Origin of the sequence: Bernardetia sp. Wsw4-3y2 (assembly GCF_037126295.1) — a bacterium.
Lineage (GTDB): Bacteria > Bacteroidota > Bacteroidia > Cytophagales > Bernardetiaceae > Bernardetia.
Genome location: NZ_CP147017.1, coordinates 2,298,310 through 2,318,807, shown reverse-complemented (window position 1 = coordinate 2,318,807; position 20,498 = coordinate 2,298,310). Strand labels below are relative to the sequence as shown.

16 protein-coding genes are annotated in these 20,498 nt (G+C 31.7%); 8 read left to right on the top strand and 8 right to left on the bottom strand.

Translation table 11 applies throughout. From position 1 onward, the window contains the following. Nucleotides 1–46: 46 nt before the first annotated feature. The 3 genes from V9L05_RS09375 (at nucleotide 47) to V9L05_RS09365 (ending at nucleotide 2,877) form a co-directional block, all read left to right on the top strand. Nucleotides 47–592 (top strand): YbhB/YbcL family Raf kinase inhibitor-like protein, encoded by a 546-nt coding sequence (locus tag V9L05_RS09375; protein ID WP_338815266.1) that lies wholly within the window; start codon nucleotides 47–49, stop codon nucleotides 590–592. Nucleotides 593–737: 145 nt separating this feature from the next. Beyond that, nucleotides 738–1,541: a hypothetical protein gene (locus V9L05_RS09370; RefSeq protein WP_338815265.1), complete on the top strand. Its 804-nt coding sequence runs from the start codon at nucleotides 738–740 to the stop codon at nucleotides 1,539–1,541. 154 nt (nucleotides 1,542–1,695) lie between these two features. Further along, nucleotides 1,696–2,877, top strand: a complete 1,182-nt coding sequence (locus tag V9L05_RS09365) for a hypothetical protein (RefSeq protein WP_338815264.1) — start codon at nucleotides 1,696–1,698, stop codon at nucleotides 2,875–2,877. Between the two features lie 76 nt (nucleotides 2,878–2,953). Here V9L05_RS09365 and clpB read toward each other — a convergent pair whose 3' ends face one another. Together clpB and hemA are read right to left on the bottom strand one after the other, a co-directional pair. Then, nucleotides 2,954–5,572 (bottom strand): ATP-dependent chaperone ClpB, encoded by a 2,619-nt coding sequence (clpB, locus tag V9L05_RS09360; protein ID WP_338815263.1) that lies wholly within the window; start codon nucleotides 5,570–5,572, stop codon nucleotides 2,954–2,956. Between the two features lie 437 nt (nucleotides 5,573–6,009). Continuing rightward, nucleotides 6,010–7,335, bottom strand: a complete 1,326-nt coding sequence (gene hemA / locus V9L05_RS09355) for a glutamyl-tRNA reductase (protein WP_338793521.1) — start codon at nucleotides 7,333–7,335, stop codon at nucleotides 6,010–6,012. A gap of 359 nt (nucleotides 7,336–7,694) precedes the next feature. On the opposite strand from hemA, the gene V9L05_RS09350 reads away from it, so the two are divergent. Then, nucleotides 7,695–8,879, top strand: coding sequence for an RsiV family protein (locus tag V9L05_RS09350; RefSeq protein WP_338815262.1), 1,185 nt, complete (start codon nucleotides 7,695–7,697; stop codon nucleotides 8,877–8,879). A gap of 78 nt (nucleotides 8,880–8,957) precedes the next feature. On the opposite strand, the gene V9L05_RS09345 is transcribed toward V9L05_RS09350, so the two are convergent. Both V9L05_RS09345 and V9L05_RS09340 read right to left on the bottom strand, forming a co-directional pair. Then, nucleotides 8,958–9,821: a TauD/TfdA family dioxygenase gene (locus tag V9L05_RS09345; protein ID WP_338793523.1), complete on the bottom strand. Its 864-nt coding sequence runs from the start codon at nucleotides 9,819–9,821 to the stop codon at nucleotides 8,958–8,960. 278 nt (nucleotides 9,822–10,099) lie between these two features. Continuing rightward, complete coding sequence (locus V9L05_RS09340) at nucleotides 10,100–10,891, bottom strand: alpha/beta fold hydrolase (RefSeq protein ID WP_338815261.1); 792 nt, start codon at nucleotides 10,889–10,891, stop codon at nucleotides 10,100–10,102. A 588-nt stretch (nucleotides 10,892–11,479) separates the two neighbouring features. Between V9L05_RS09340 and V9L05_RS09335 the strand changes: the two genes are divergently transcribed. Continuing rightward, complete coding sequence (locus V9L05_RS09335) at nucleotides 11,480–12,154, top strand: regulatory protein RecX (RefSeq protein ID WP_338793525.1); 675 nt, start codon at nucleotides 11,480–11,482, stop codon at nucleotides 12,152–12,154. Nucleotides 12,155–12,586: 432 nt separating this feature from the next. Here V9L05_RS09335 and V9L05_RS09330 read toward each other — a convergent pair whose 3' ends face one another. Next, nucleotides 12,587–13,834 carry a GTP-binding protein gene (locus V9L05_RS09330; RefSeq protein ID WP_338815418.1) on the bottom strand — a complete coding sequence of 416 codons (1,248 nt, stop codon included), beginning with the start codon at nucleotides 13,832–13,834 and terminating at the stop codon, nucleotides 12,587–12,589. Between the two features lie 137 nt (nucleotides 13,835–13,971). Between V9L05_RS09330 and V9L05_RS09325 the strand changes: the two genes are divergently transcribed. The 3 genes from V9L05_RS09325 (at nucleotide 13,972) to V9L05_RS09315 (ending at nucleotide 17,700) form a co-directional block, all read left to right on the top strand. Next, complete coding sequence (locus V9L05_RS09325; RefSeq protein ID WP_338815260.1) at nucleotides 13,972–15,609, top strand: hypothetical protein; 1,638 nt, start codon at nucleotides 13,972–13,974, stop codon at nucleotides 15,607–15,609. Between the two features lie 130 nt (nucleotides 15,610–15,739). Continuing rightward, nucleotides 15,740–17,005 (top strand): RsmB/NOP family class I SAM-dependent RNA methyltransferase, encoded by a 1,266-nt coding sequence (locus V9L05_RS09320; protein WP_338815259.1) that lies wholly within the window; start codon nucleotides 15,740–15,742, stop codon nucleotides 17,003–17,005. A 74-nt stretch (nucleotides 17,006–17,079) separates the two neighbouring features. Next, nucleotides 17,080–17,700, top strand: coding sequence for a hypothetical protein (locus V9L05_RS09315; RefSeq protein ID WP_338815258.1), 621 nt, complete (start codon nucleotides 17,080–17,082; stop codon nucleotides 17,698–17,700). A gap of 29 nt (nucleotides 17,701–17,729) precedes the next feature. Here V9L05_RS09315 and V9L05_RS09310 read toward each other — a convergent pair whose 3' ends face one another. From V9L05_RS09310 to V9L05_RS09300, 3 genes are all read right to left on the bottom strand, one after another. Next, complete coding sequence (locus V9L05_RS09310) at nucleotides 17,730–18,257, bottom strand: hypothetical protein (RefSeq protein WP_338815257.1); 528 nt, start codon at nucleotides 18,255–18,257, stop codon at nucleotides 17,730–17,732. Nucleotides 18,258–18,274: 17 nt separating this feature from the next. Next, nucleotides 18,275–18,694 (bottom strand): hypothetical protein, encoded by a 420-nt coding sequence (locus V9L05_RS09305; protein ID WP_338815256.1) that lies wholly within the window; start codon nucleotides 18,692–18,694, stop codon nucleotides 18,275–18,277. A 204-nt stretch (nucleotides 18,695–18,898) separates the two neighbouring features. Continuing rightward, nucleotides 18,899–20,290, bottom strand: a complete 1,392-nt coding sequence (locus V9L05_RS09300) for a bifunctional UDP-3-O-[3-hydroxymyristoyl] N-acetylglucosamine deacetylase/3-hydroxyacyl-ACP dehydratase (protein WP_338793531.1) — start codon at nucleotides 20,288–20,290, stop codon at nucleotides 18,899–18,901. Nucleotides 20,291–20,498 lie beyond the last annotated feature (208 nt).

Here is a 20,498-nt window from a genome sequence, read left to right as displayed (position 1 = left end):
CTGTAACTTTGTATTTTAATCTTAGTAAATCTAAACCTCAAATAAAATGCAAAAAGTAACATTATTCTTATTTTTCCTTCTTATCTCTACACTTTCTTTTGCTCAAGAAACTTTTACTCTTAGCAGTACAGACATAGGAGGACAAGCCACAAAGACAGAAGAATTTAATGGATTTGGCTGTACAGGAGAAAACCAATCCCCTCAATTATCTTGGTCAAATGCTCCTGAAGGAACAAAAAGTTTTGCCATTACAGTATATGATCCAGATGCACCAACGGGAAGTGGGTGGTGGCATTGGGTAGTTTTTGATATTCCTGCTAACATAAATGAACTAGTAACAGGTGCAGGAAATTTGAAAGCTAATCTCACTCCAAAAGGAGCTATTCAGAGCGTGACAAATTATGGTGTAGCTGGATATGGTGGTCCTTGTCCTCCAGAAAATCACGGTTTGCACCAATACATAGTTACTGTTTATGCACTCAAGACAGATAAATTAGGCTTGGATGCTACTACAAACCCTGCAACTGTGGGATATTATTTGTGGAACAATACTATTGCAAAAGCAAGTTTGGTATTTTACTATCAAAGATAGTTTTTGATAATATGTATGGTGTAGCAAAACCTCATTTCTCTTTATTTATTGAAGAAGAATGAGGTTTTCAAAAACATATTTATCTTTGTTGTTGGTCATCATAATAGCATTCCGAAAACTAAATACCAGCCACAACACCTAAAAAATGCATCATTCACATAGACTCACTGAACATCATCAAGACTTTCTAAACCAAAATAGAACTGACCCCATCACAGGCGAAAAAATAGAAGAAGGGCATACAGTTGTGGTTTGTGCTGCATGTAAATCTGCTTTTTTTATAGAGAGTTGGGAATACTTAGGAAATTCTCACTGTGACCAATCTGAAACTCTCAAATCTTTGCCTTTACCTCAAACTCTTTATCTTAAAGCGAATGATAAATATACACAAGAACTACTAAGTTTTGGCTTTGCTGATAGTCCTATGTTTATGAGTAATAATAGTGGAGGTTGCTTTTTATCTATTGTATTAGGATTTGCATCTATAATAGCAAGTAGTTTTATAGGAGAAATTTTTGGTGGAGCTATAGGGTTTCTTTCTTTTATGCTCTGTTTTATGGCTTGTATAACTTTTGGAATAATCAGTATTATTCCAAAAAATAGAAATATATCTATAAAAGAAATGGAAAATATAGAATCCAAACTGACTATTTATATAGATTATAAATCAAAAGGATTAGTTATACAACATATCAAACAAAAAGTCTTAAAAAGTTTTTTTGCCTTTGAAGACATAACAGAGTTTAAGTATCATATTATTTATCATCCTAATACAGATATTGATGCACTTTATTGTCAGTTGCAAATAAGAATCACAACGAGAAGTGTATCAAAAAATTATTTTGCGACTATTCATAGAGATACTATACCTGAATGGAGTGATTTTATTTCAAAACTACCTACTGATTTGAGAATTATTAATACGCCTTTTGTTTATGAGTTGAGGTGATTTTGTGTGAATGAAAAACTTGTTTTCTTTATTTTTATGGAGAAAGATGAGGTTTTTTGAATTTTTTATTATATTTATCTGTTTCCTTAAAAAAGAAAATTTAAAATAATAGTGAGTAATTTTAAATAAATAATTATTTTCTAATAAAACAGATATGGAAAATTATATATTAATAAATGTAGGAATTAAAAATACGAAAGAAGCTAACCTATGGCTACGTGCAGCTTGGAGTATGATTAGAAAAGAGTTCGGTAGATGTAGTTGGTTTTATATGCCAAATATAAAAACTGAACAGAAGCTGATACACTTAGGAAAATTTCAAGTAGAAAAAAATATTGAAGGTTCAATAGAAGTTTATATTACTTACAAACAAAGAGGAGGAATCAGTAATGTTATTTTTCAGAATTATACCTCAGACCTTTCTAGTTTAAAAAAATGTTTAAATTCTGTTAAGTCTAAACATAGAATAGAATTAGCAGAACAAGAATTTTCTGTAAAAATAGATCTTCCTTTTCCTATTTTAAATTATATAGGAGAGTGTGTTAGAATCCAACCTATTAATAAAACTCAATCTGAAATAGTTATTAAAATACAATGTTATGATACTATTGATGGGCAATTTATCGCCAAACAGAAATATAATATCATAATTGACTTGTTAGCAAGTATTTTTTGGAGAAAAATATCTATTTCAGATATAAATAGAGAGAAAGAAACTGTAAAATTAAAATATCCTAGCAATACATATAGTGATATTTTTGAATTTTCTATATTCGATGAATACTACGTAAAAGATAATATATATTTTTTACCTAAAAAATTATTTAGAATAATTAATGAAATTGTAACTAATGATGAATACAATTTTAATCTATCTAACTTAATAAAGGCTGTAAGAGTATATCATTCAGCATTAAAAGTTAAGTATTTAGAAAGACTAAGAGATATAGATTTATCGATCTACGAGATAACTGTTACTCACTACATGTCTGTTTTAGAAATTTTATCTATGGAAGAAGGAGATTCTAAACATTGTAAAGAATGTCACCAAGAAGTATATAGTATTAGTAAAAGAGTAAGGTTTTTTCTAAATAAAGTATTTCCCAATGAAGACCATAGAAAAAAAAGTTTGAACGCCTTATACAACTCAAGGTCTGAGTTTTTGCATTCTGGAAAATACATAAACAATGACACTTATGTAAACGCAATAATCCCACAGTTAAGTAATGGTACTGAATTGCTAGAGTATCAGAATTTTCATGACAATGGCTTTATTAAACACAGTATAGGAATGTGCATCGAATTCTATATAAAAAACCTCATTAATCCTTCCTAAAAAAGGAAAAGAAAAATGAGGTTTTCATATTTGATGTTTAACAAACGGTTCGCTTTGAGCGAACCGTTCGTTTTTTTTAATTACCTTCAAAAACAGAATTTACAAATTTAATCTGTCCATCTTCCAAAACTACACCAACAGGCGCATCTTTGGTAACTCTTCCTGCCAAAATCTCCTTTGAAAGTTCGTTTAAGATTTCTCGTTGAACAACTCTTTTGAGTGGTCTTGCTCCAAATTGTGGATCATAACCAATCTTTCCAATATAATCTAGGGCTTCTTTCGAAACTTCTAAAGTGATTCCGTTTTCGTCTAATCGCTTCTGAACTTGCTTTAATTGTAAATCTACAATCTGACGAATTTCTAATCTTGAAAGAGGTTTGAAAATTAAGACTTCATCAATACGATTCAAAAATTCTGGGCGCATAGAAGCTCTTAAAAGCTCTGTAACCTGTATTTTTGTATCTTCGTAAAGCTGTTCTACTTGCTCATCAGTTTTTTCGGAAGCTAAAGCAAAATTATTTTGAATAATCTGCGAACCTGTATTTGAAGTCATGATGACAATCGTATTTTTGAAATTAGCAATTCTACCTTTATTATCAGTCAGTCTTCCATCATCTAAAACTTGTAACAAAATATTGAAAACGTCAGGGTGTGCTTTCTCAATTTCATCTAAAAGAATGACACTATACGGTTTTCTTCTGACAGCTTCGGTAAGCTGCCCACCTTCATCATAACCCACATACCCTGGAGGCGCACCAATCAAACGGCTTACACTATGGCGTTCTTGGTATTCCGACATATCAATTCTGACCATTGCATCATCGTCATTAAACAAGTATTCGGCTAATGCTTTGGCAAGTTCTGTTTTTCCTACGCCTGTTGTTCCCAAAAATATAAACGAACCTATCGGACGATTTGGGTCTTGAACGCCTGCACGACTTCTACGCACAGCATCAGAAACAGCTTGAATTGCTTCGGTTTGTCCTGCTACTCGTCTTCCTAACTCAGCTTCTAAGTTTAATAGTTTTTCCTTATCGCCTTGCAGCATTTTAGTTACTGGAATACCTGTCCATTTTGAAACCACTTCAGCAATATTTTCAGCCGTTACAATTTCTTTGAGCATTGATTCTTCTGTTTCTTGCTGCTCGTGTTTTTTCTGTAATTCTTCTAATTTCTGTTCTGCATCTGTAATTTTTCCATAACGAATTTCGGCTACTTTTCCATAATCTCCTGCTCGTTCGGCTTGTTCAGCTTGTATTCTAAGATTTTCTAGTTCTTTTTTGGTTTCTCTTATTCCATCTATTGCACCTTTTTCAGATTCCCAACGTCCCATGAGTGCATCTTGTGTAGTGCGAAGGTCTGCAATTTCTCTTGAAAGTAATGTATTTTTTTCTTTGTCACCTTCTCTTCTTATTGCTTCTCTTTCAATTTCAAGTTGCATTACTTTTCTACGAATCTCATCTAATTCTTGAGGCATAGAATTCATTTCTATTCTCAATTTTGCTGCTGCTTCATCCATTAAATCAATTGCTTTATCTGGTAATTGACGGTCTGGAATATAACGATGAGAAAGTTGTGCTGCTGCAATCAAAGCATCGTCTTTTATCTGAACCCCATGATGCAATTCATATTTTTCCTTGATTCCACGCAAAATAGAAATAGCATCTTGTACGCTTGGTTCATCTACTGTAACGGTTTGAAAACGGCGTTCTAGAGCTTTGTCTTTCTCAATATATTTTTGATATTCTTTGAGTGTTGTCGCTCCGATTGCACGAAGTTCGCCACGAGCCAAAGCAGGCTTTAATAAATTGGCTGCGTCCATTGCCGAATCTCCCCCTGCACCTGCACCAATAAGTGTATGAATTTCATCAATAAATAAAATGATTTCTCCGTCAGAATCTGTAACTTCTTTGATGACAGATTTTAAACGCTCTTCGAACTCTCCTTTATATTTTGCTCCTGCAACGAGCATTCCCAAATCCAAAGAAGCAATTACAACTGACTTCAAATTTTCTGGAACATCGCCATCAACAACACGCTGTGCCAAGCCTTCAATAATTGCCGTTTTTCCTACCCCTGGTTCTCCAATAAGCATCGGATTATTTTTGGTTCTTCTTGAAAGAATTTGTAGAACTCTACGAATTTCATCATCACGACCAATAACTGGGTCTATTTTTCCTTTTCGTGCAAGTTCTGTCAAATTATTAGAATAACGCTCTAAAGAACGATATTTTGATTCTGCATTTGGGTCAGTTACCTTTCGTCCTCCACGAAGTTCTTTGATTGCTCTTACCAAATTATCTTCATTGAAACCAACTTCACGCATGAGGTCAGCCGTTTTGTCTTTTCCTTTCAAAAGTCCTAAAAGAATATGTTCAACGGCTATAAATTCATCTTTGAATGTTTTGAGATAATTTTCAGCTTCACGAATGGCAGCATGAGAATCGTTAGATAAATATGGGTCTGCACCACTTGATTTTGGATAAGAAACCATGTATTCGTCCAAAACTTGATTGAGAAGAGTTACATTGACTTCTAATTTATTGACCAAAAACTTTGTCATATTTTCATCAGCGTCTAAAGCAGCTTTCAAAATATGACCTGTCTGAATGATTTGTTGTTGCGAACTTGTCGCAATTGTTGAGGCTTTCTGAACTACGTCTTGTGCCTTTATAGTGAATTTATTAAAGTTCATAATTGAATGTTTTTAGTAGTTTTAAGTATTTGTTTTCTGATTGAATACATCGCACCTTAAAAGGTACGATACATTTTTTGTAAGCTAAAGTGTACGCTACATATATATTACATTCTTATCAAAAGCTATACAAATATCTCAAAACTGACTTTTTGGCTAGTTGTATTCAATTTAAAACTTCAATAGTAGAAATTTGTTTTTAAATAGTGTCACATTGACACTTACATTGTTTTCAAAAACTAATACTTTCTTATTTTCTATGTCATATTGTCGTTTTTTCGAAAAGAAAAAACCCACATTCAAAGAATATAGGTTTTTTTATGCACTTATGAAAAACTATTACCGTCCGTAGTAACGAACAGTATTAGGTTAAAATTGTTTAAGGAAGAACAAAAAAAAGGTGTTTTTTTGAAAAAAAAATTAATCAAAACAAAGTTTTATACTTTTTCATCTTGTTCTAGGTTGAACAAATCATTCAAAACATCGACTAATGTTTCTGCTTCTCCACGCTTACAAGCTGCTTTAAGTTGAATGACAGGAAGTTTAATTATTTTTTGCATTATTCCTTTTGTTATCATTTCTATTTTTTCTATTTCTTTTTCGTCTAAGTTTTTCAAATGACGATTTATTTCTTCTTTTCTGATTTGCTCTAACGCATTTTTCAGACGATGAATAGTAGGCGAAACTATCATTTCTTTACTCCAATCTTCAAATCCTTGTATTGCTTCATCGATGATAGATTGGACATGTGGAATAGCTGATTTTCTACGTTCTATTACCTCTGCTGTACGATTTTGTATTTGATCGATGTTATATACCATAACATGAGCAATCTGTTCTACCTCTGGCTCAATACTTCTAGGAACAGACAAGTCAATGAAATATTTGAAACGAATATCTTGTACTTCTTCTACTAATTTCTTTGTCAAAATTGGTTCATTGGCAGCCACTGAACAAATTATAACATCTGCTTTTTTGACCTCTTCTTTTAGGTTTTCTATTCTTGCTACTTCAAATCCCTCTGCATTTGCAAACTCCTTTGCTTTTTCGAAAGTACGATTCATAACTGTTACAGTATGATAATCAGTGGCATCTAGGTTTCGAACTACATCTCCTCCAATTTCTCCTACTCCAATAACCAAAATTTTTGGTTGAAGAACCGTTTGTGCAAGTTCAGAGGTCATTTCTGCTGCTGCATAGGCTACAGAAGCAGCTCCATCTCTAAAACTTGTCTCTTGTGCCACACGCTTGTTTGTAAAGAAAATAGTATGCAAAAGACGATGTAAAAATGGACTTGCAAGGTTCAAGTCTGCGCTATATTGATAGGATTTTTTTACTTGATTACTAATTTGAATATCTCCAATTACTTGTGATTCTAATCCCATTGAAACCGAAAAAAGATGTTGTACAGCTTCTTTATGCTCTTCAATAGATTGGAAATAAGGAAAGTAGCTTTCAGAATCTGAAAGTCCCTTTTGAGTAATAAGTAATGCAATTAGCTTTTGAGAGAGTGGCTTAGAAGATGAAAAAGGACAGGCTTTAGGAATATTTGAAGTTGCATTTGCAACACTATTTTCTGGTAAACTATAATAAATTTCTGTCCTATTACAGGTAGAAAGCACAAAAAGCTCACTCAAAGCAAACATCTCAGAAGCCTTTTGCAAAAAGCTATGGCACTCTGTTTCACTCAAAGATAATTTTTCACGTACTTCGACAGGAGCAGTTTTATAATTTATGGTTAAAGCCTTGAAATTCAGTTGCATAGTAGGTGTTATTTTTATTCTATACTACAAAATTACTACGCAAAGAACTATAAGTAAAATCATTTGTTCTTTTTGCACCTTATTTAGAATTAATACAAATAAATGACATAGCTAATTCCTAAAAATATATTCATTTTTTATAGAAAGATACACAATGTACTAAAAAATAGCATCGTTATTGATTTAATATTAATTACTACTGATTATACCTACTATTTTTAGTCAGTAGATTGTTAATTGCTTATATTTGTGAATCTTAAAACTATTTATGATATAGAGTTTTAAACAAATTTAGAGTTTTGCCTATCCAAAAGTTAGATAAAAATTATTTTAATTTACATATTTAATAATTTCTTACAATGAAGTTAAATAAATTTACTCATTTCTTTTTTTTCAAGAAAACATTTTTGTTGATGTGTATTCTTGTTTTTGCAGGTTCTTTCTTGTGTTTAGCACAAAATGAAACGAAAAAGGAGGAAAAAAAACCTGTTAAGATTGCCAAATATTTCTATAAAAAATTGGATGGACAGCTTGGTGACCAACGTATAGAGTTTGATTTGATGCGTTTTGGTTCTACCTTAGAAGGACATTTTTATTTTTTAGATAAGGAAGAAAAAGGAACTATCAGAGGAACAATTTCTGAAACGGGGCGTGTCTCCTTAGAAGAAATTGAAGGAAATACAGCAGAAGGTGAGCCAAATGTAGTTGGTTTTTTTGATGGAAAATTTATGTCTCCTACAGAAATTGCAGGTACTTGGCATTCGTTTGATGGTGAGCAGTATAATACATTTACTGTAAAAGAAAATTATCCAGAAAAATCATCTAGTTTTTGGGTGGTTCACGAAGGCAGAAGTTATAGTGGTACAGCTACTGTTGATTTGGTGTATATAGTAATGGGAGAAGAAAAGCATAAAGCAACTGCCGAAAAAATCAATGCTTTTATTAATAGTCATATCTTAAATTATGACCATCCTAAAAGTGCTAAAAAACAGTTTGGTGACCATAGTGAATTTTTAGATGATTTTGTAAATCGTTATAAAAAGGCAAGTGAAGAAGCTCAAAAAGCAGAAGGACAAATGCCAATATGGGATAATCATCATCAAATTATCTTAGATTATAATAACCATAATATTATAGTTTTGGAGTTTATAGAAAGTGTTTTTGAAGGTGGTGCTTATGCCCATGAAAAAGTGAACTTTGTGAATTTTGACTTGGGAACAGGCAACCATATAAAATTAGAAGAGCTTTTTGAGAAAGATTTTATGCCAAAACTCACAAAAATAGCAGAAAATATTTTTCGTAATAAATATGGCTTTAAAGATATTAAAGACTTCTCAAAAGAAGGAATCAATTTTAAGGACAATAAATTTACTTTAAATGATAATTATGCGCTTAGCAAAGGTGGAATTACATTTCGTTTTAATGAAGATGAAATCGGAGTACATTCAATGGGTGCTTTTGAGATTTTTATTCCTTATTCAACAATCACTGACCTAATAAAAAAAGATAGTCCATTACAAGAAATTATGGAAAATCATTATTAAAATAAATTGAGAGGTTAAAAGCTAGATTTTAGAAGTAATGCCAAAGGTAACTTCTAAAATCTAGCTTTTAAATAAAATCTATTTGGCATAGGCTTGTGTACGATACATTAAACGAGGATAATTTCCATATCCACCCAAACTACGGTGCATGGTTGAAGTATTATCCCACATCAAGAGGTCATTTGGACTCCATTTGTGTGCATAAACATATTCATTTTTTTCTACTTCTGCCATTAATTCTTTTAAAAGCTCTTGACCTTCTTCTCTACTTAGTCCTTCAATATCAGAAGCCGTACACCCAAAATACAAACATAGTAATTTAGTTTCTGGATGTAAATAAGCAATATTATGATACGCATCTGGTGGAAGTTCAGACTCTTTTGCACCTTCGAAATCGGGAATATTTTTAGGTGAAACCCAAACACGAAGATTCTTTATTTTATCTTTTAATTCTTGGCTAAGTCCATTATATGCCAATCTTAAATCTGCAAAACCTGTTTCTCCTCCCGATGGTGGCACTTTTTCAGCATACAAACAACTGAAAACATAGTTTTTTGGTGCTTGCCAAAAATCGCCATCACTATGCCAATATTCTGCACCTGAATAGTTTTGTAATAACTCTCCATTAGGCAAAATATTTGAAATACGTGTAACCTCTGGATATTCTTTATGAAAATTATTAAAACGAAGTCCGTCAGGAAGTTCGACTGGCTCACCAAAACGTTTTGTCCAAGCTACCAATTCATCTAAAGAAAGGTGTTGGTTTTTGATAAGAATAACACCATTTTGAGGAACTGCTTTACGTATTTCTTCAAATTCTTCATTACTAAGATTTTTGACATCTATATTTTCAAAAACTCTACAAGGAAGTGTATAATTAGGGAAAGCATCCGAACTTTTTACTGTCGGTCTTTCATTTGTTGTTTCTAGATTTGTATTCATTATGAATTAGATTTTAAGTGTAATAAGTGTAAATAGATAAAGCAAAATACAAAATTTCAGTTGAAAAAAGTAATTTGATTAAATTATGAATTGTGTTTTTTTGAAATCTGTACGTTCTACACAACTAAGAAACAAATAACATTTTTTTGCTCTTCTTATATTTAATATTCCCTATACTTGATAGAGAAAGTTTCTCAACAACCTTCTCTCTGAATAGAAAAGGAAAGTCAAATTTTATCTAATTTTTCACCTGCTTTTCTATCTTCTTCTAAGAATATTTAACTTTGAAGAAAGCTCATCACTACTTCAAAAAACTCTTTTGGAGTTTGTGCATGTACCCAATGCCCAGCTTCTTCAATAGTATGTATATGAGCATTTGGAAAATATTTTGTAATCATAGTAATATCTTTCTCTTGAATATAACGAGACTGTCCTCCATTTATAAACAACACAGGTTTTTCATTATAATCTACTGACGAATCTACATTTTTATTCTTAGTCACTGCACCTCCTATTTTTAGTATAGATTTTTCTAAGATAGGTAAGTTCATTTTCCACTCATATCCTTCTTTTGTACGAGCCAAGTTTTTGAGCAAAAACATTCGAACCCCTTCTTCATCTATATATTGTCCTAACTTTTCATCAGCATCGTTTCTACTTTCTAAGTTTTCTATATCAATTGCCTTTAATCCATTCAAAATAGCTTCATGATGCGAAACATTATACTTTCTAGGAGCAATATCGACGACTACCATTTTTTCAAAAGCTGTAGGATAGGTTAAAGCATATTGCATTACAACCTTTCCTCCCATCGAATGTCCAATAAGAAGTGGGTTTTTGAGTTGATGTTCTTCTATAAAATTATGTAAATCATCTGCCAAGACAATATAATTCATTTTATCATCGTGTGGTGAGCGTCCATGATTTCGTTGGTCTATTAAAAATACTCGGTATGTTTCTGAAAACTGACGACCTAAAGTAAGCCAATTATCAAGTGAGCCAAATACGCCATGTAAAATAAGCAAAGGTGGTGCATTTACATTTCCTAATTCTTTATAATTGAGTTTCATATTTTATTTGATGGTTTTACAATTAATTTGATATTTTTTATACATAAGTGAAATCACTCATTTTTGACCCCACTAATCAGACAAAGATAATGCTTTATCAACTACTGTATTTAATCTGTCCTTATGAATTGTTTTTTTGAGTGTAAAATTGAAAAAATAAAATTGACTCTTCTGACTTTTTAGCAAAACATTGTGTGTTCAGTTCCTCAGAACTGAAAAAAATGCTTCCTCAGAAGCGTGATTTAAGCAATATCACGCTTCTGAGGAAGCGTTTCATGCGTTTTTGAGAACGGTGTAACCCTCAGCGAAGCTAAAACGAACGCACACCCTTTTATAATTTCGCTAAATTGTCGGAAGAGCCATAAAATTTGTAAAACGAGGATAAAAAAATGAGAGAAATCTTGTTTTGCTTTTTCACTCATTTTTTTAAGTTCCACTCTTAAAAGTTATCTTAAGATAACGTGAACTTGGGATTAGAAATGAGTTGATAAATAGTTTAGAAGTATTTAAGAAACAAAATAAATAAAATAGAGTTAGATTGTAACCATTGCTTATGTTCTCATGAGTGATTTTTTATAAGAAATAGTTATGGCTAAAAAAAAACAAAAACCACTAAAAAGAACGCCTTTAAAACGTACACCACTAAAGAAAAAAGAATATAATCCAGATGACTATAAAAATGCAGATGGTTCTAAGAAAGAATACAAACCCAAAACCTACAAAAAAAGAGAGTACAAAGTAAAAGATTATAGAGAACTCAAAAAACGAGAACCAAAACCCTTTGTACAACTCACACCCAAAGAAGCCTTTTTAAAACTAGCTGCCTTTTGTGCCTATCAAGAAAGATGTTATCAAGAAATTTATGCAAAATTAGAAGAATGGAAAATGGATGAAGGTGACCATTATGCCATCGTGACACTTTTGGAAGAAGAAAATTTTTTGAATGAAAAACGATTTGCAGAATCGTATGTGAGAGGAAAATTTAGCTATAAAAAATGGGGAAAAAGAAAAATAAGATATGGACTCTTGCAAAAAGATATTTCTGAAAACATGATTCAAGATGCTTTTCATTCAGAAATTGATAACCAAGAATATTTCTCAACTCTAGCCGAACTTTTAGAAAAAAAATGGTCAGACTTACTAGAAAAAGAAGATGATAATTTTAAAAGAAAACACAAGGCTACTAACTATGCTCTTCAAAAAGGATATGAAAATGAGCTTATTAGAGAGATTTTGGAGGATATAAGTAGAAATAACGAATAATAAAACAAAAAATCCCTTTTTTCAAAAAATGAAAAGGGATTCTTCTTGTTTCTTATAAAAGTATAACTAAATAGTTAAAAAATAAGGAGTTGCTAAAAATAATCATTACTGATTGACAACACACATACTATTCAATTTTGACTTTCTAAATAAATGATTCTTAAAAAATAAAGTTACTGCTAAAAATTTTTTGTTAGACTTTTCAGTTTTACAAATCAGTTACTTTGAAAATCACTTATTTTGTTTTGCTTTCTTGACTTATATATTTCAATAGGCTTGCCAATGCCAAAAGTTAGTTGAAAATAACTTGAAATAATTGAAAAACACTGTTTAAAGCTCATAAAAGGCAATTTTAACTTTTTAATGATTAATGAGCAATCCTTATTTTTTTTCATAATGGAAAGTTTTTTTTCTATTTTGAAAAAAAAAGAATTAAATAATCATTCCAGCAGCTACTGTAGCATTTGTCTGTAAATCTATCAAAATCAAACTTCCTGTTCGCTTGTTTTTGGAATAGCTATCATAAAAAATTGGTTTTGCTGTTCTTATTCTGATTCTTCCAATATCATTCAAGCCAATAGTTAAATCATTTTTAGTTCTGTGAAGTGTATTAATGTCAATTTTATAAACTACTTCTTTCAGAATAGCTTTTACTTCTTGAGTTGTGTGTCTTAGTAAATATTTTCCATTGGGTTGTAATTTCTGTTCATTGAGCCAACAAATCATTACTTCTAAATCTTGTCCTATTGTTGGTTTGTTGTCTGCCTTTACAAGCATATCGCCTCTACTAATATCAATATCATCTTCCAAAAGCATTGTTATATTTTGGGGAGGGAATGTTTTTTCTTGTTCTCCATCAAAAGAATCTAGTTTTTTTATAGTCGTTGAGAATCCAGAAGGCAAAACAGTAACTTTATCACCTTTCTTAAAGACACCTCCCAAAACTTCGCCTGCATAACCTCTATAATCATGTAAATCCTCTTCTTTAGATTGTGGACGAATAACGTGCTGAACAGCAAAACGAGAATTTATAAAATCCCATGTGTTTCCGATATAAGCATTTTCTAAGTGATACAAAAAACTTGTTCCCTTATACCATTTCATATTCTCTGATTTCTCAACCACATTATCGCCTTTCAATGCACTTATTGGAATAAAACTAACTTCCGAAATACGTGTTTTTCGTACAAAACTCAAATATTCGGCTTTTATTTGTTCATAGATTTTTTCATCATATTCTACCAAATCCATTTTATTGACACAAACTACCAAATTTTTGATTCCCAAAAGTTCGGCAATGAAAGTATGACGACGAGTTTGCTCTACAATTCCCTGTCTTGCGTCAATCAAAATAACTAAAAGTTGTGCCGTCGAAGCACCTGTTACCATATTGCGAGTATACTGAATATGCCCTGGACAATCGGCTAAAATAAATTTTCGTGATGGTGTAGCAAAATAACGATAAGCAACATCAATTGTAATTCCTTGTTCACGTTCAGCACGCAAGCCATCAGTAAGCAAAGCAAGATTTACATGTTCTTCTCCTCTTCTTTTACTAGCAGCTTCAATGGCTGTCAGTTGGTCTTCAAAAATACTTTTTGTATCATATAAAAGCCTTCCAATAAGTGTGCTTTTTCCGTCGTCGACGCTTCCTGCTGTGGCAAAACGCAATAAATCCATCTTTTTACTTTTGTTTGTTTTGAGTTGATATGGCAAAGTTATGAAAAGGAATTTTAAAATACAGTTTTCCATTTCTCCCAAAAAATCACTACATTCAATAAAAGAAAAAGTCATTTTTGAATTTTAATAAAAAAACAATGAAATTACCTGTTCGATTTTTGGCTATTGCATATATTCTAGCCATTCTTGTTTATTCTTATATGAGTTTTCCTGTTCTGAATTATGGATTTTCAGAACTTCCTACGGTACTTATATTTTTTAGTATTCCATTTTTTAGTATGTATTTTGGGAAGAAATTTGTTGCTACAAAAGATAAGTCTATTCTCAAAGTGATTATGGGAATTGGTGCAGTAGCAGCTTTGTATGCAATTGTTTGGGCTTCGTTTGTTTCGTGGTCAATTTTTAGAGCTGAGGATTACAGAAATTTGATAGGAGAAATAGCAATAGGAGAAAGTTTTGCTAGTGAAGTTGCGCCTGTTTCTACGGATAATATTCGTGTAGTTGATGAGCAAGTAGCACAACGATTAGGTGATAAAGTAATGGGAGAAAAGGCTTCTTTGGGTAGTCAGGCTTATTTAGGAGAGTTTCATATTCAGAAGGTAAAAGACAAACTCTACTGGGTTGCTCCTCTTTTGCACTCTGGTTTTTTGAAGTGGCTTACAAATACAGAAGGAACTCCAGGTTATGTAATGGTTTCGGCAACTAATGAGCGTGATGTAAAACTAGTTCAAGAAGTAAATGGCAAACAAGTAAATTTAAAATATCAAACGGCTGCTTTTGCGTTTGATGATTTGCACAGGCATGTTTACTTTAATGGTTATATGACAAAAGGTTTAGCAGATTTTACGTTTGAAATTGATGATGAAGGAAATCCGTTTTGGGTACTTACTCAATATGAAAAAATAGTTGGTTTTTTGGGTAGTGATGCTGTTGGAGTTGTGGTTGTAAATGCTCAAAGTGGAGATATACAAAACTATTCTATAGCTGATGCGCCTCTTTGGATTGACCGTATCCAACCAGAAGATTTTATTGAAACACAATTAGATGACTGGGGAGAGTTTGTACACGGCTATTTCAATTTTGCCAACAAAGACAAACTTACTACAACCCCTGGAATGTCGCTAGTTTATGGAGAAGATAATCGTTCCTATTGGTACACAGGTCTGACTTCTGTAGGTGCAGATGAAGGAACAGTAGGTTTTGTTTTGGTAGATACTCGTACAAAAGAAGCAAAATGGTATCGCCAAACAGGAGCAACAGAATGGGCTGCACAGCGTTCAGCAGAAGGAAAAGTACAGGAAAAAGGCTATTATAGTTCATTTCCAATAACTTATAACATCAATGGAGTTCCTACTTATGTGATGTCTTTGAAGGATAATTCTGGACTGATAAAAATGATGGCATTAGTTTCTGTTCAAGATTATACAATTGTGGGAGCTGCTGATAATTTGCAGGAAGCTCTTCGTGAATATAAAAGCTCATTGAATAGTGTAGGAAATTCTATTCGTCCGACAAGTGAAAGCAAACTCAACGAAATAAAAGGGCGTGTTTTGCGTGTTGCAGAAGATGTAAACGGTGGAACAACTTTTTATTATTTACTTTTAAATAATGAACCTAACAAACTTTTTGTAGCTTCTTCGTCTGTTTCTCAAGAGTTGCCTATTACACAAGCTGGCGATTCGGTAACTGTTTTTTATGATGAAGCTATGCAATCAGTTGTAGATATTATGTCGTTTGATAACCTTGAAATTGGTTTGAAAAATGATAAAAAGTAACTAATCTTTTAAGAAAAATAATTTCTAAAAAAACAGTTCTAGCCAAGTGTTAGAACTGTTTTTTGTTTCCGAATAGAAAGTAGCGTAATTTTATAGTTTCTATCAAACTTCATTTTCAAAAAATACCTCTATGCGTTTACATCGTAATTTAGTTTTGGCAGTCATTGACTCACTGTCTCAAATTTTTAATCAAGGTAAATATGCTGATAAAGTCGTGGCTACTACATTAAAACAAGACAAACGTTGGGGAGCAAGAGATAGAAATTTTGTGGCAGAAACCATTTATGAAATTGTCAGATGGAAACGTTTGTATGCAAAACTAGCAGGGTTAGAAAAGCAATATGATAATGATGATTATTCTACTCAAAATCTATTTCAACTTTTTTCTATTTGGGCAATCTTAAATGAAATTGAATTACCAACTTGGGAAGAAGTTGAAGGAATAAATCAAGAGAAAATAAATGAGATAAAACAAAATTTAGGTCAGCTTCAAAAAATTAGAAAGTATAAAGAATCTATTCCAGATTGGTTAGATAATTTGGGAGAAACAGAATTAGGAAATGAAACTTGGACAAAGGAAATTGCTGCGCTGAATAATCAAGCTCCTGTTGTTTTGCGTGTCAATACATTGAAAACAAGCATCGCCAAACTTCAAAAACAACTTTCAGAACAAAACATTGAAACTAAGAAAATTACTCAAAATAATACGGATTATCCAGATGCACTTCAGTTAGTGCAGCGAAAAAGTATTGTCAGAAATTCTTTGTATAAAGACGGATTTTTCGAAATCCAAGATGCTTCTTCACAGCTTATTGCTTATTTTTTGGATGTAAAACAAGGAATGCAAATCATTGATACTTGTGCAGGTGCAGGAGGAAAATCTCTTCATATTGCTTCTCTTTTAAAAAATAAAGGACAAATAACAGCAATGGATATTTATGAAAACAAACTCATTGAACTACGAAAAAGAGCCAACCGAGCAGACGTTCATAACATCAAAACACACACTATAAAAAGGCAAGATAATAAAGTAGATTACAATCAATTTAGTCAGTTTCATAATTCGGCTGATAGAGTTTTGATAGATGCACCTTGTAGTGGTTTGGGTGTTTTGAGTAGAAATCCTGATGCAAAATGGAAACTTAGTCTTGCCTTTTTGGAAGAGATAAAACAGACTCAGCAAAACATTCTACAAGAATATTCTAAAATGACTAAAAAAGGAGGAAAACTAGTTTATGCAACATGTTCTATCTTACCTTCTGAAAATCAAAAACAAGTAGAAATATTTTTGAATAGTGAAAATGGAAAGGATTTTAAATTTATTGAAGACAAAAAAATACTTTCTCATCAAACAGGTTTTGATGGATTTTATATGGCTTTGTTGGAAAGAATATGATTTAGTGTAACTTAACAGGATTAAAAACAAATTAATTATCGTATATTGAAACACTAACTTAAACAAAAAATAAGATGACAGATAAAATTCTAAAAGCAAAACATTGGCAATTATTTTTCCTTTTGGTGGGTGTGCCTGTTGGTTTATTCCTTACAATAGGAGTAATTATATCATCCATAATAAAAGGAGGAACGCCACCAGAACCAGAAGATTTTTTTAAGCTAATCAGTATAGCAAAGTTTTTTCCATTAGTAATGGTACTTTTCATTTCATTGATTTTCAGTTGGTTTTGGTCGGTTGCGATTGGATTACAAAACAATATGCCAAACAGCATAGAAATGAAAACTACAAAATTTAAAATCTTTTCTTCTATTCCTTTACTTTATATTAGTGGGTTTTGTATTTTTATGTTTATTGCACTTGGTAAAATAAAACCACAGGACTTACCTCAATTACCTATGGAATGGCTAACGCCAATTCTCTTTATTTTACATATTTTGTCTTTCTTTGGAATATTTTATTCTATGTATTTTGCTGCAAAGACACTCAAAACTGCTGAATTACAAAGAGAAGTAACTTTTAAAGATTTTGCTAGTGAGTTTTTTATGTTTTGGTTTTTTCCTATTGGAGTTTGGATATTACAACCTAGAATTAATGAAATGGCTGAGAAAAATGATGTTGAGAGCAATGTTTAAAATAGAGAAATATTATATCTTATTTGTGATTACCTCCCTAAACTAAATGAGTAAAATATAAATTCATTCTGACTTACTGTTTCTGAACGTAAAGTGTATTCTTCATCATTTTCATCTTCAAGTCCTTCTAATATAAATCCTAGATGTACTCCAGATTCTAGTTCTAGTCTGACAGATTTTGATTCATATTGATTAGTTTTTTTGCTAAAATTAATTCTTTCTACGTTTAGATATTCAATGACACTGAGAAGATTGATTTTATCTGATTTTTCTAAAAACCATTTCTTAATTTCAAGATATTCTCCTCCATTTAGGTCATTTTCATCTAAATATTTTGAATGAAATAGTATCAGCTTTTCTTCATGAAAGATTAGCTCCACATTTCCATACCTCCAAATATCGTTCTGATATATTTTATCATCTTTCCCAGTAAAGAAATCAGGATCAGGAAAATTATTTATTATCCATTCTTTAGTTTTACCAATTTTGAGATAATCAAATTTACCTGTTTTCAGAAACTCTTTAAAATCTATTACTATTTTGTTGTTTAAATTCATTTTATCTTTGGTATTAATTAATCAGAGGATTTAGAAAAAGGTTTCCAAGCTTCAAAAAACGCCATAAATAAGGTAGCAATTCCTATTATAATCATTCCCAAAAACACAAAAATATAAGAATAATGTCCTTCTGTATATCCATATAAAAATTTATCTTTCTCCTCACTATAAATAAGTTTAATAATTTCTCCCTTTTTGTAATCATTACTTCCTCCTTTCACATAATAGGTTTCTCCTTGAAATAAAACATCCATTGAGTGAATTTTATTTACATAACTTTTAGACAGGACTTTGACTTTTACTTCTCTGCCACTTTTTTTTATATCCTTTAAATCCATATAATCTTGAATAGAAAAATAGGAAATAAAGCCTCCAAATAGTATTGCAAAAATTCCAGTAATTACATTTATTTTATTCAATCGTCTGATAAAACTCATCTTTTACAGTTTTATGTAAAAAAACGCATTTACCCAAAAGCAAATGCGTTTCAAATTTTTAATAAATATTCTATCTAATAAACCTTATCACGGTTTATATTAAGGTAGTTCAGACTTCCAGTCTGAACATCAGAAACAGTATTTTATCAAATTCAACAGTCTGGCAGACTGTTATACAAAAAATAACCTTGATAACCTTTAATCCTAGTCTTTCTTCACAATTCCAGCTGTAAGAGTAGCTTCACAAACTAATTTACCTGCTACATAGGCTTGTCCTTTCATTTTGGCAATTCCTCTACGAATAGGCGCAACAAGTTCACATTTGAAAATAATTGTATCACCAGGTAAAACTTTCTGACGGAAACGACAATTATCAATTCCGATAAAATAAGACCAGTAATTATTTGGATCTTCGACTGTATTCAAGACCAAAATACCTCCCGTTTGTGCCATGGCTTCTATTTGCAAAACACCAGGCATTACTGGGTTTTCTGGAAAGTGTCCTTGAAAAAATGGTTCATTCATTGTTACATTTTTTACTCCAATAACCGAAGTTTCATCTAAATAGATGATTTTATCGACGAGCATAAACGGATAACGATGAGGAAGAATTTTAGATATTTGATTTACATCTAAAACTGGAGGTGTTTTTGGATCGTATTTTGGAATCTGAACGCCTGATGCTTTCTGAATTCTTTTCTTTATTTTTTTAGCAAAAGCAACATTTGCAGCATGCCCTGGGCGAGCAGCCAAAATTTGAGCTTTTAACGGACGACCAACTAAAGCCAAATCGCCAACTAAATCTAATAGTTTGTGTCTTGCAGGTTCGTTTTTATAACGAAGTTCTACATTATTCAATGTTCCTTCTTTCTTAACTTCTATTTTATCTTTATTGAACATTTTTGCAAGACGAGCCATTTCTTCGTCCGACAAAACTCTATCTACAATTACAATGGCATTATCAAAATTGCCTCCTTGTATAAGATTATTGTTATAAAGTGTCTCTAATTCGTGTAAGAAACAAAAAGTACGACAACTTGCAATTTCCTTTTCAAACTCTGAAATATCATTTAAAGCTGCATACTGACTTCCCAAAACAGGCGAATTATAGTCTACCATTACAGTAAGACGATAATTATCTAATGGAAGAGCTGCAATTTCTATATTTTTATCAGCATCAGAATAATGAATGCTTGTATCTATTTCAAAGAAGTTACGAGGTACATTTTGTTCTTCTAGTCCTGCTTCTTTCAAATGATTAATAAAATCGATAGAGCTTCCATCCATAATTGGAGGTTCAGGACCATCCAATTCAATCATTACATTATCGATTTCCAAGCCGACAAGAGCAGCCAATGTATGTTCCACAGTGTTTACTCGTGCTTCTCCTTTTTCGATAGTTGTTCCTCTTGACACATCAACTACAAAATCTACGTCTGCATCTACGACAGGTCTTCCTTCTATATCTATTCTACAAAATTTTATTCCATGATTTGGTTTGGCAGGTAAAAAAGTCATGGTAGATTTTACGCCTGTATGCAGACCGATTCCTGAAACGGTAACGGATTTTTGTATAGTGTGTTGATTGGTTTTCATATATATAAAGACAGATTTAAAAGCAAGTTATTGAGCCAGTTATGACCTTATTATCAATTTCTAATACAGATTAAGAGAAATAACGAAATAGGCTTAGTTTATTAGTTTTACAAAGGTAAAAACTTCTTTTGAATAATGGATTATTGATAATGGTTAATTGTAAATGATAGAGTATAAATGAATATAATTCTTTTTCTAGTAAATAGCA

Coding starts and splice junctions, on each gene's coding strand:
- V9L05_RS09375 (WP_338815266.1), top strand. CDS start 47: ATGCAAAAAGTAACATTATTCTTATTTTTCCTTCTTATCTCTACACTT.
- V9L05_RS09370 (WP_338815265.1), top strand. CDS start 738: ATGCATCATTCACATAGACTCACTGAACATCATCAAGACTTTCTAAAC.
- V9L05_RS09365 (WP_338815264.1), top strand. CDS start 1,696: ATGGAAAATTATATATTAATAAATGTAGGAATTAAAAATACGAAAGAA.
- clpB (WP_338815263.1), bottom strand. CDS start 5,572: ATGAACTTTAATAAATTCACTATAAAGGCACAAGACGTAGTTCAGAAA.
- hemA (WP_338793521.1), bottom strand. CDS start 7,335: ATGCAACTGAATTTCAAGGCTTTAACCATAAATTATAAAACTGCTCCT.
- V9L05_RS09350 (WP_338815262.1), top strand. CDS start 7,695: ATGAAGTTAAATAAATTTACTCATTTCTTTTTTTTCAAGAAAACATTT.
- V9L05_RS09345 (WP_338793523.1), bottom strand. CDS start 9,821: ATGAATACAAATCTAGAAACAACAAATGAAAGACCGACAGTAAAAAGT.
- V9L05_RS09340 (WP_338815261.1), bottom strand. CDS start 10,891: ATGAAACTCAATTATAAAGAATTAGGAAATGTAAATGCACCACCTTTG.
- V9L05_RS09335 (WP_338793525.1), top strand. CDS start 11,480: ATGGCTAAAAAAAAACAAAAACCACTAAAAAGAACGCCTTTAAAACGT.
- V9L05_RS09330 (WP_338815418.1), bottom strand. CDS start 13,834: ATGGATTTATTGCGTTTTGCCACAGCAGGAAGCGTCGACGACGGAAAA.
- V9L05_RS09325 (WP_338815260.1), top strand. CDS start 13,972: ATGAAATTACCTGTTCGATTTTTGGCTATTGCATATATTCTAGCCATT.
- V9L05_RS09320 (WP_338815259.1), top strand. CDS start 15,740: ATGCGTTTACATCGTAATTTAGTTTTGGCAGTCATTGACTCACTGTCT.
- V9L05_RS09315 (WP_338815258.1), top strand. CDS start 17,080: ATGACAGATAAAATTCTAAAAGCAAAACATTGGCAATTATTTTTCCTT.
- V9L05_RS09310 (WP_338815257.1), bottom strand. CDS start 18,257: ATGAATTTAAACAACAAAATAGTAATAGATTTTAAAGAGTTTCTGAAA.
- V9L05_RS09305 (WP_338815256.1), bottom strand. CDS start 18,694: ATGAGTTTTATCAGACGATTGAATAAAATAAATGTAATTACTGGAATT.
- V9L05_RS09300 (WP_338793531.1), bottom strand. CDS start 20,290: ATGAAAACCAATCAACACACTATACAAAAATCCGTTACCGTTTCAGGA.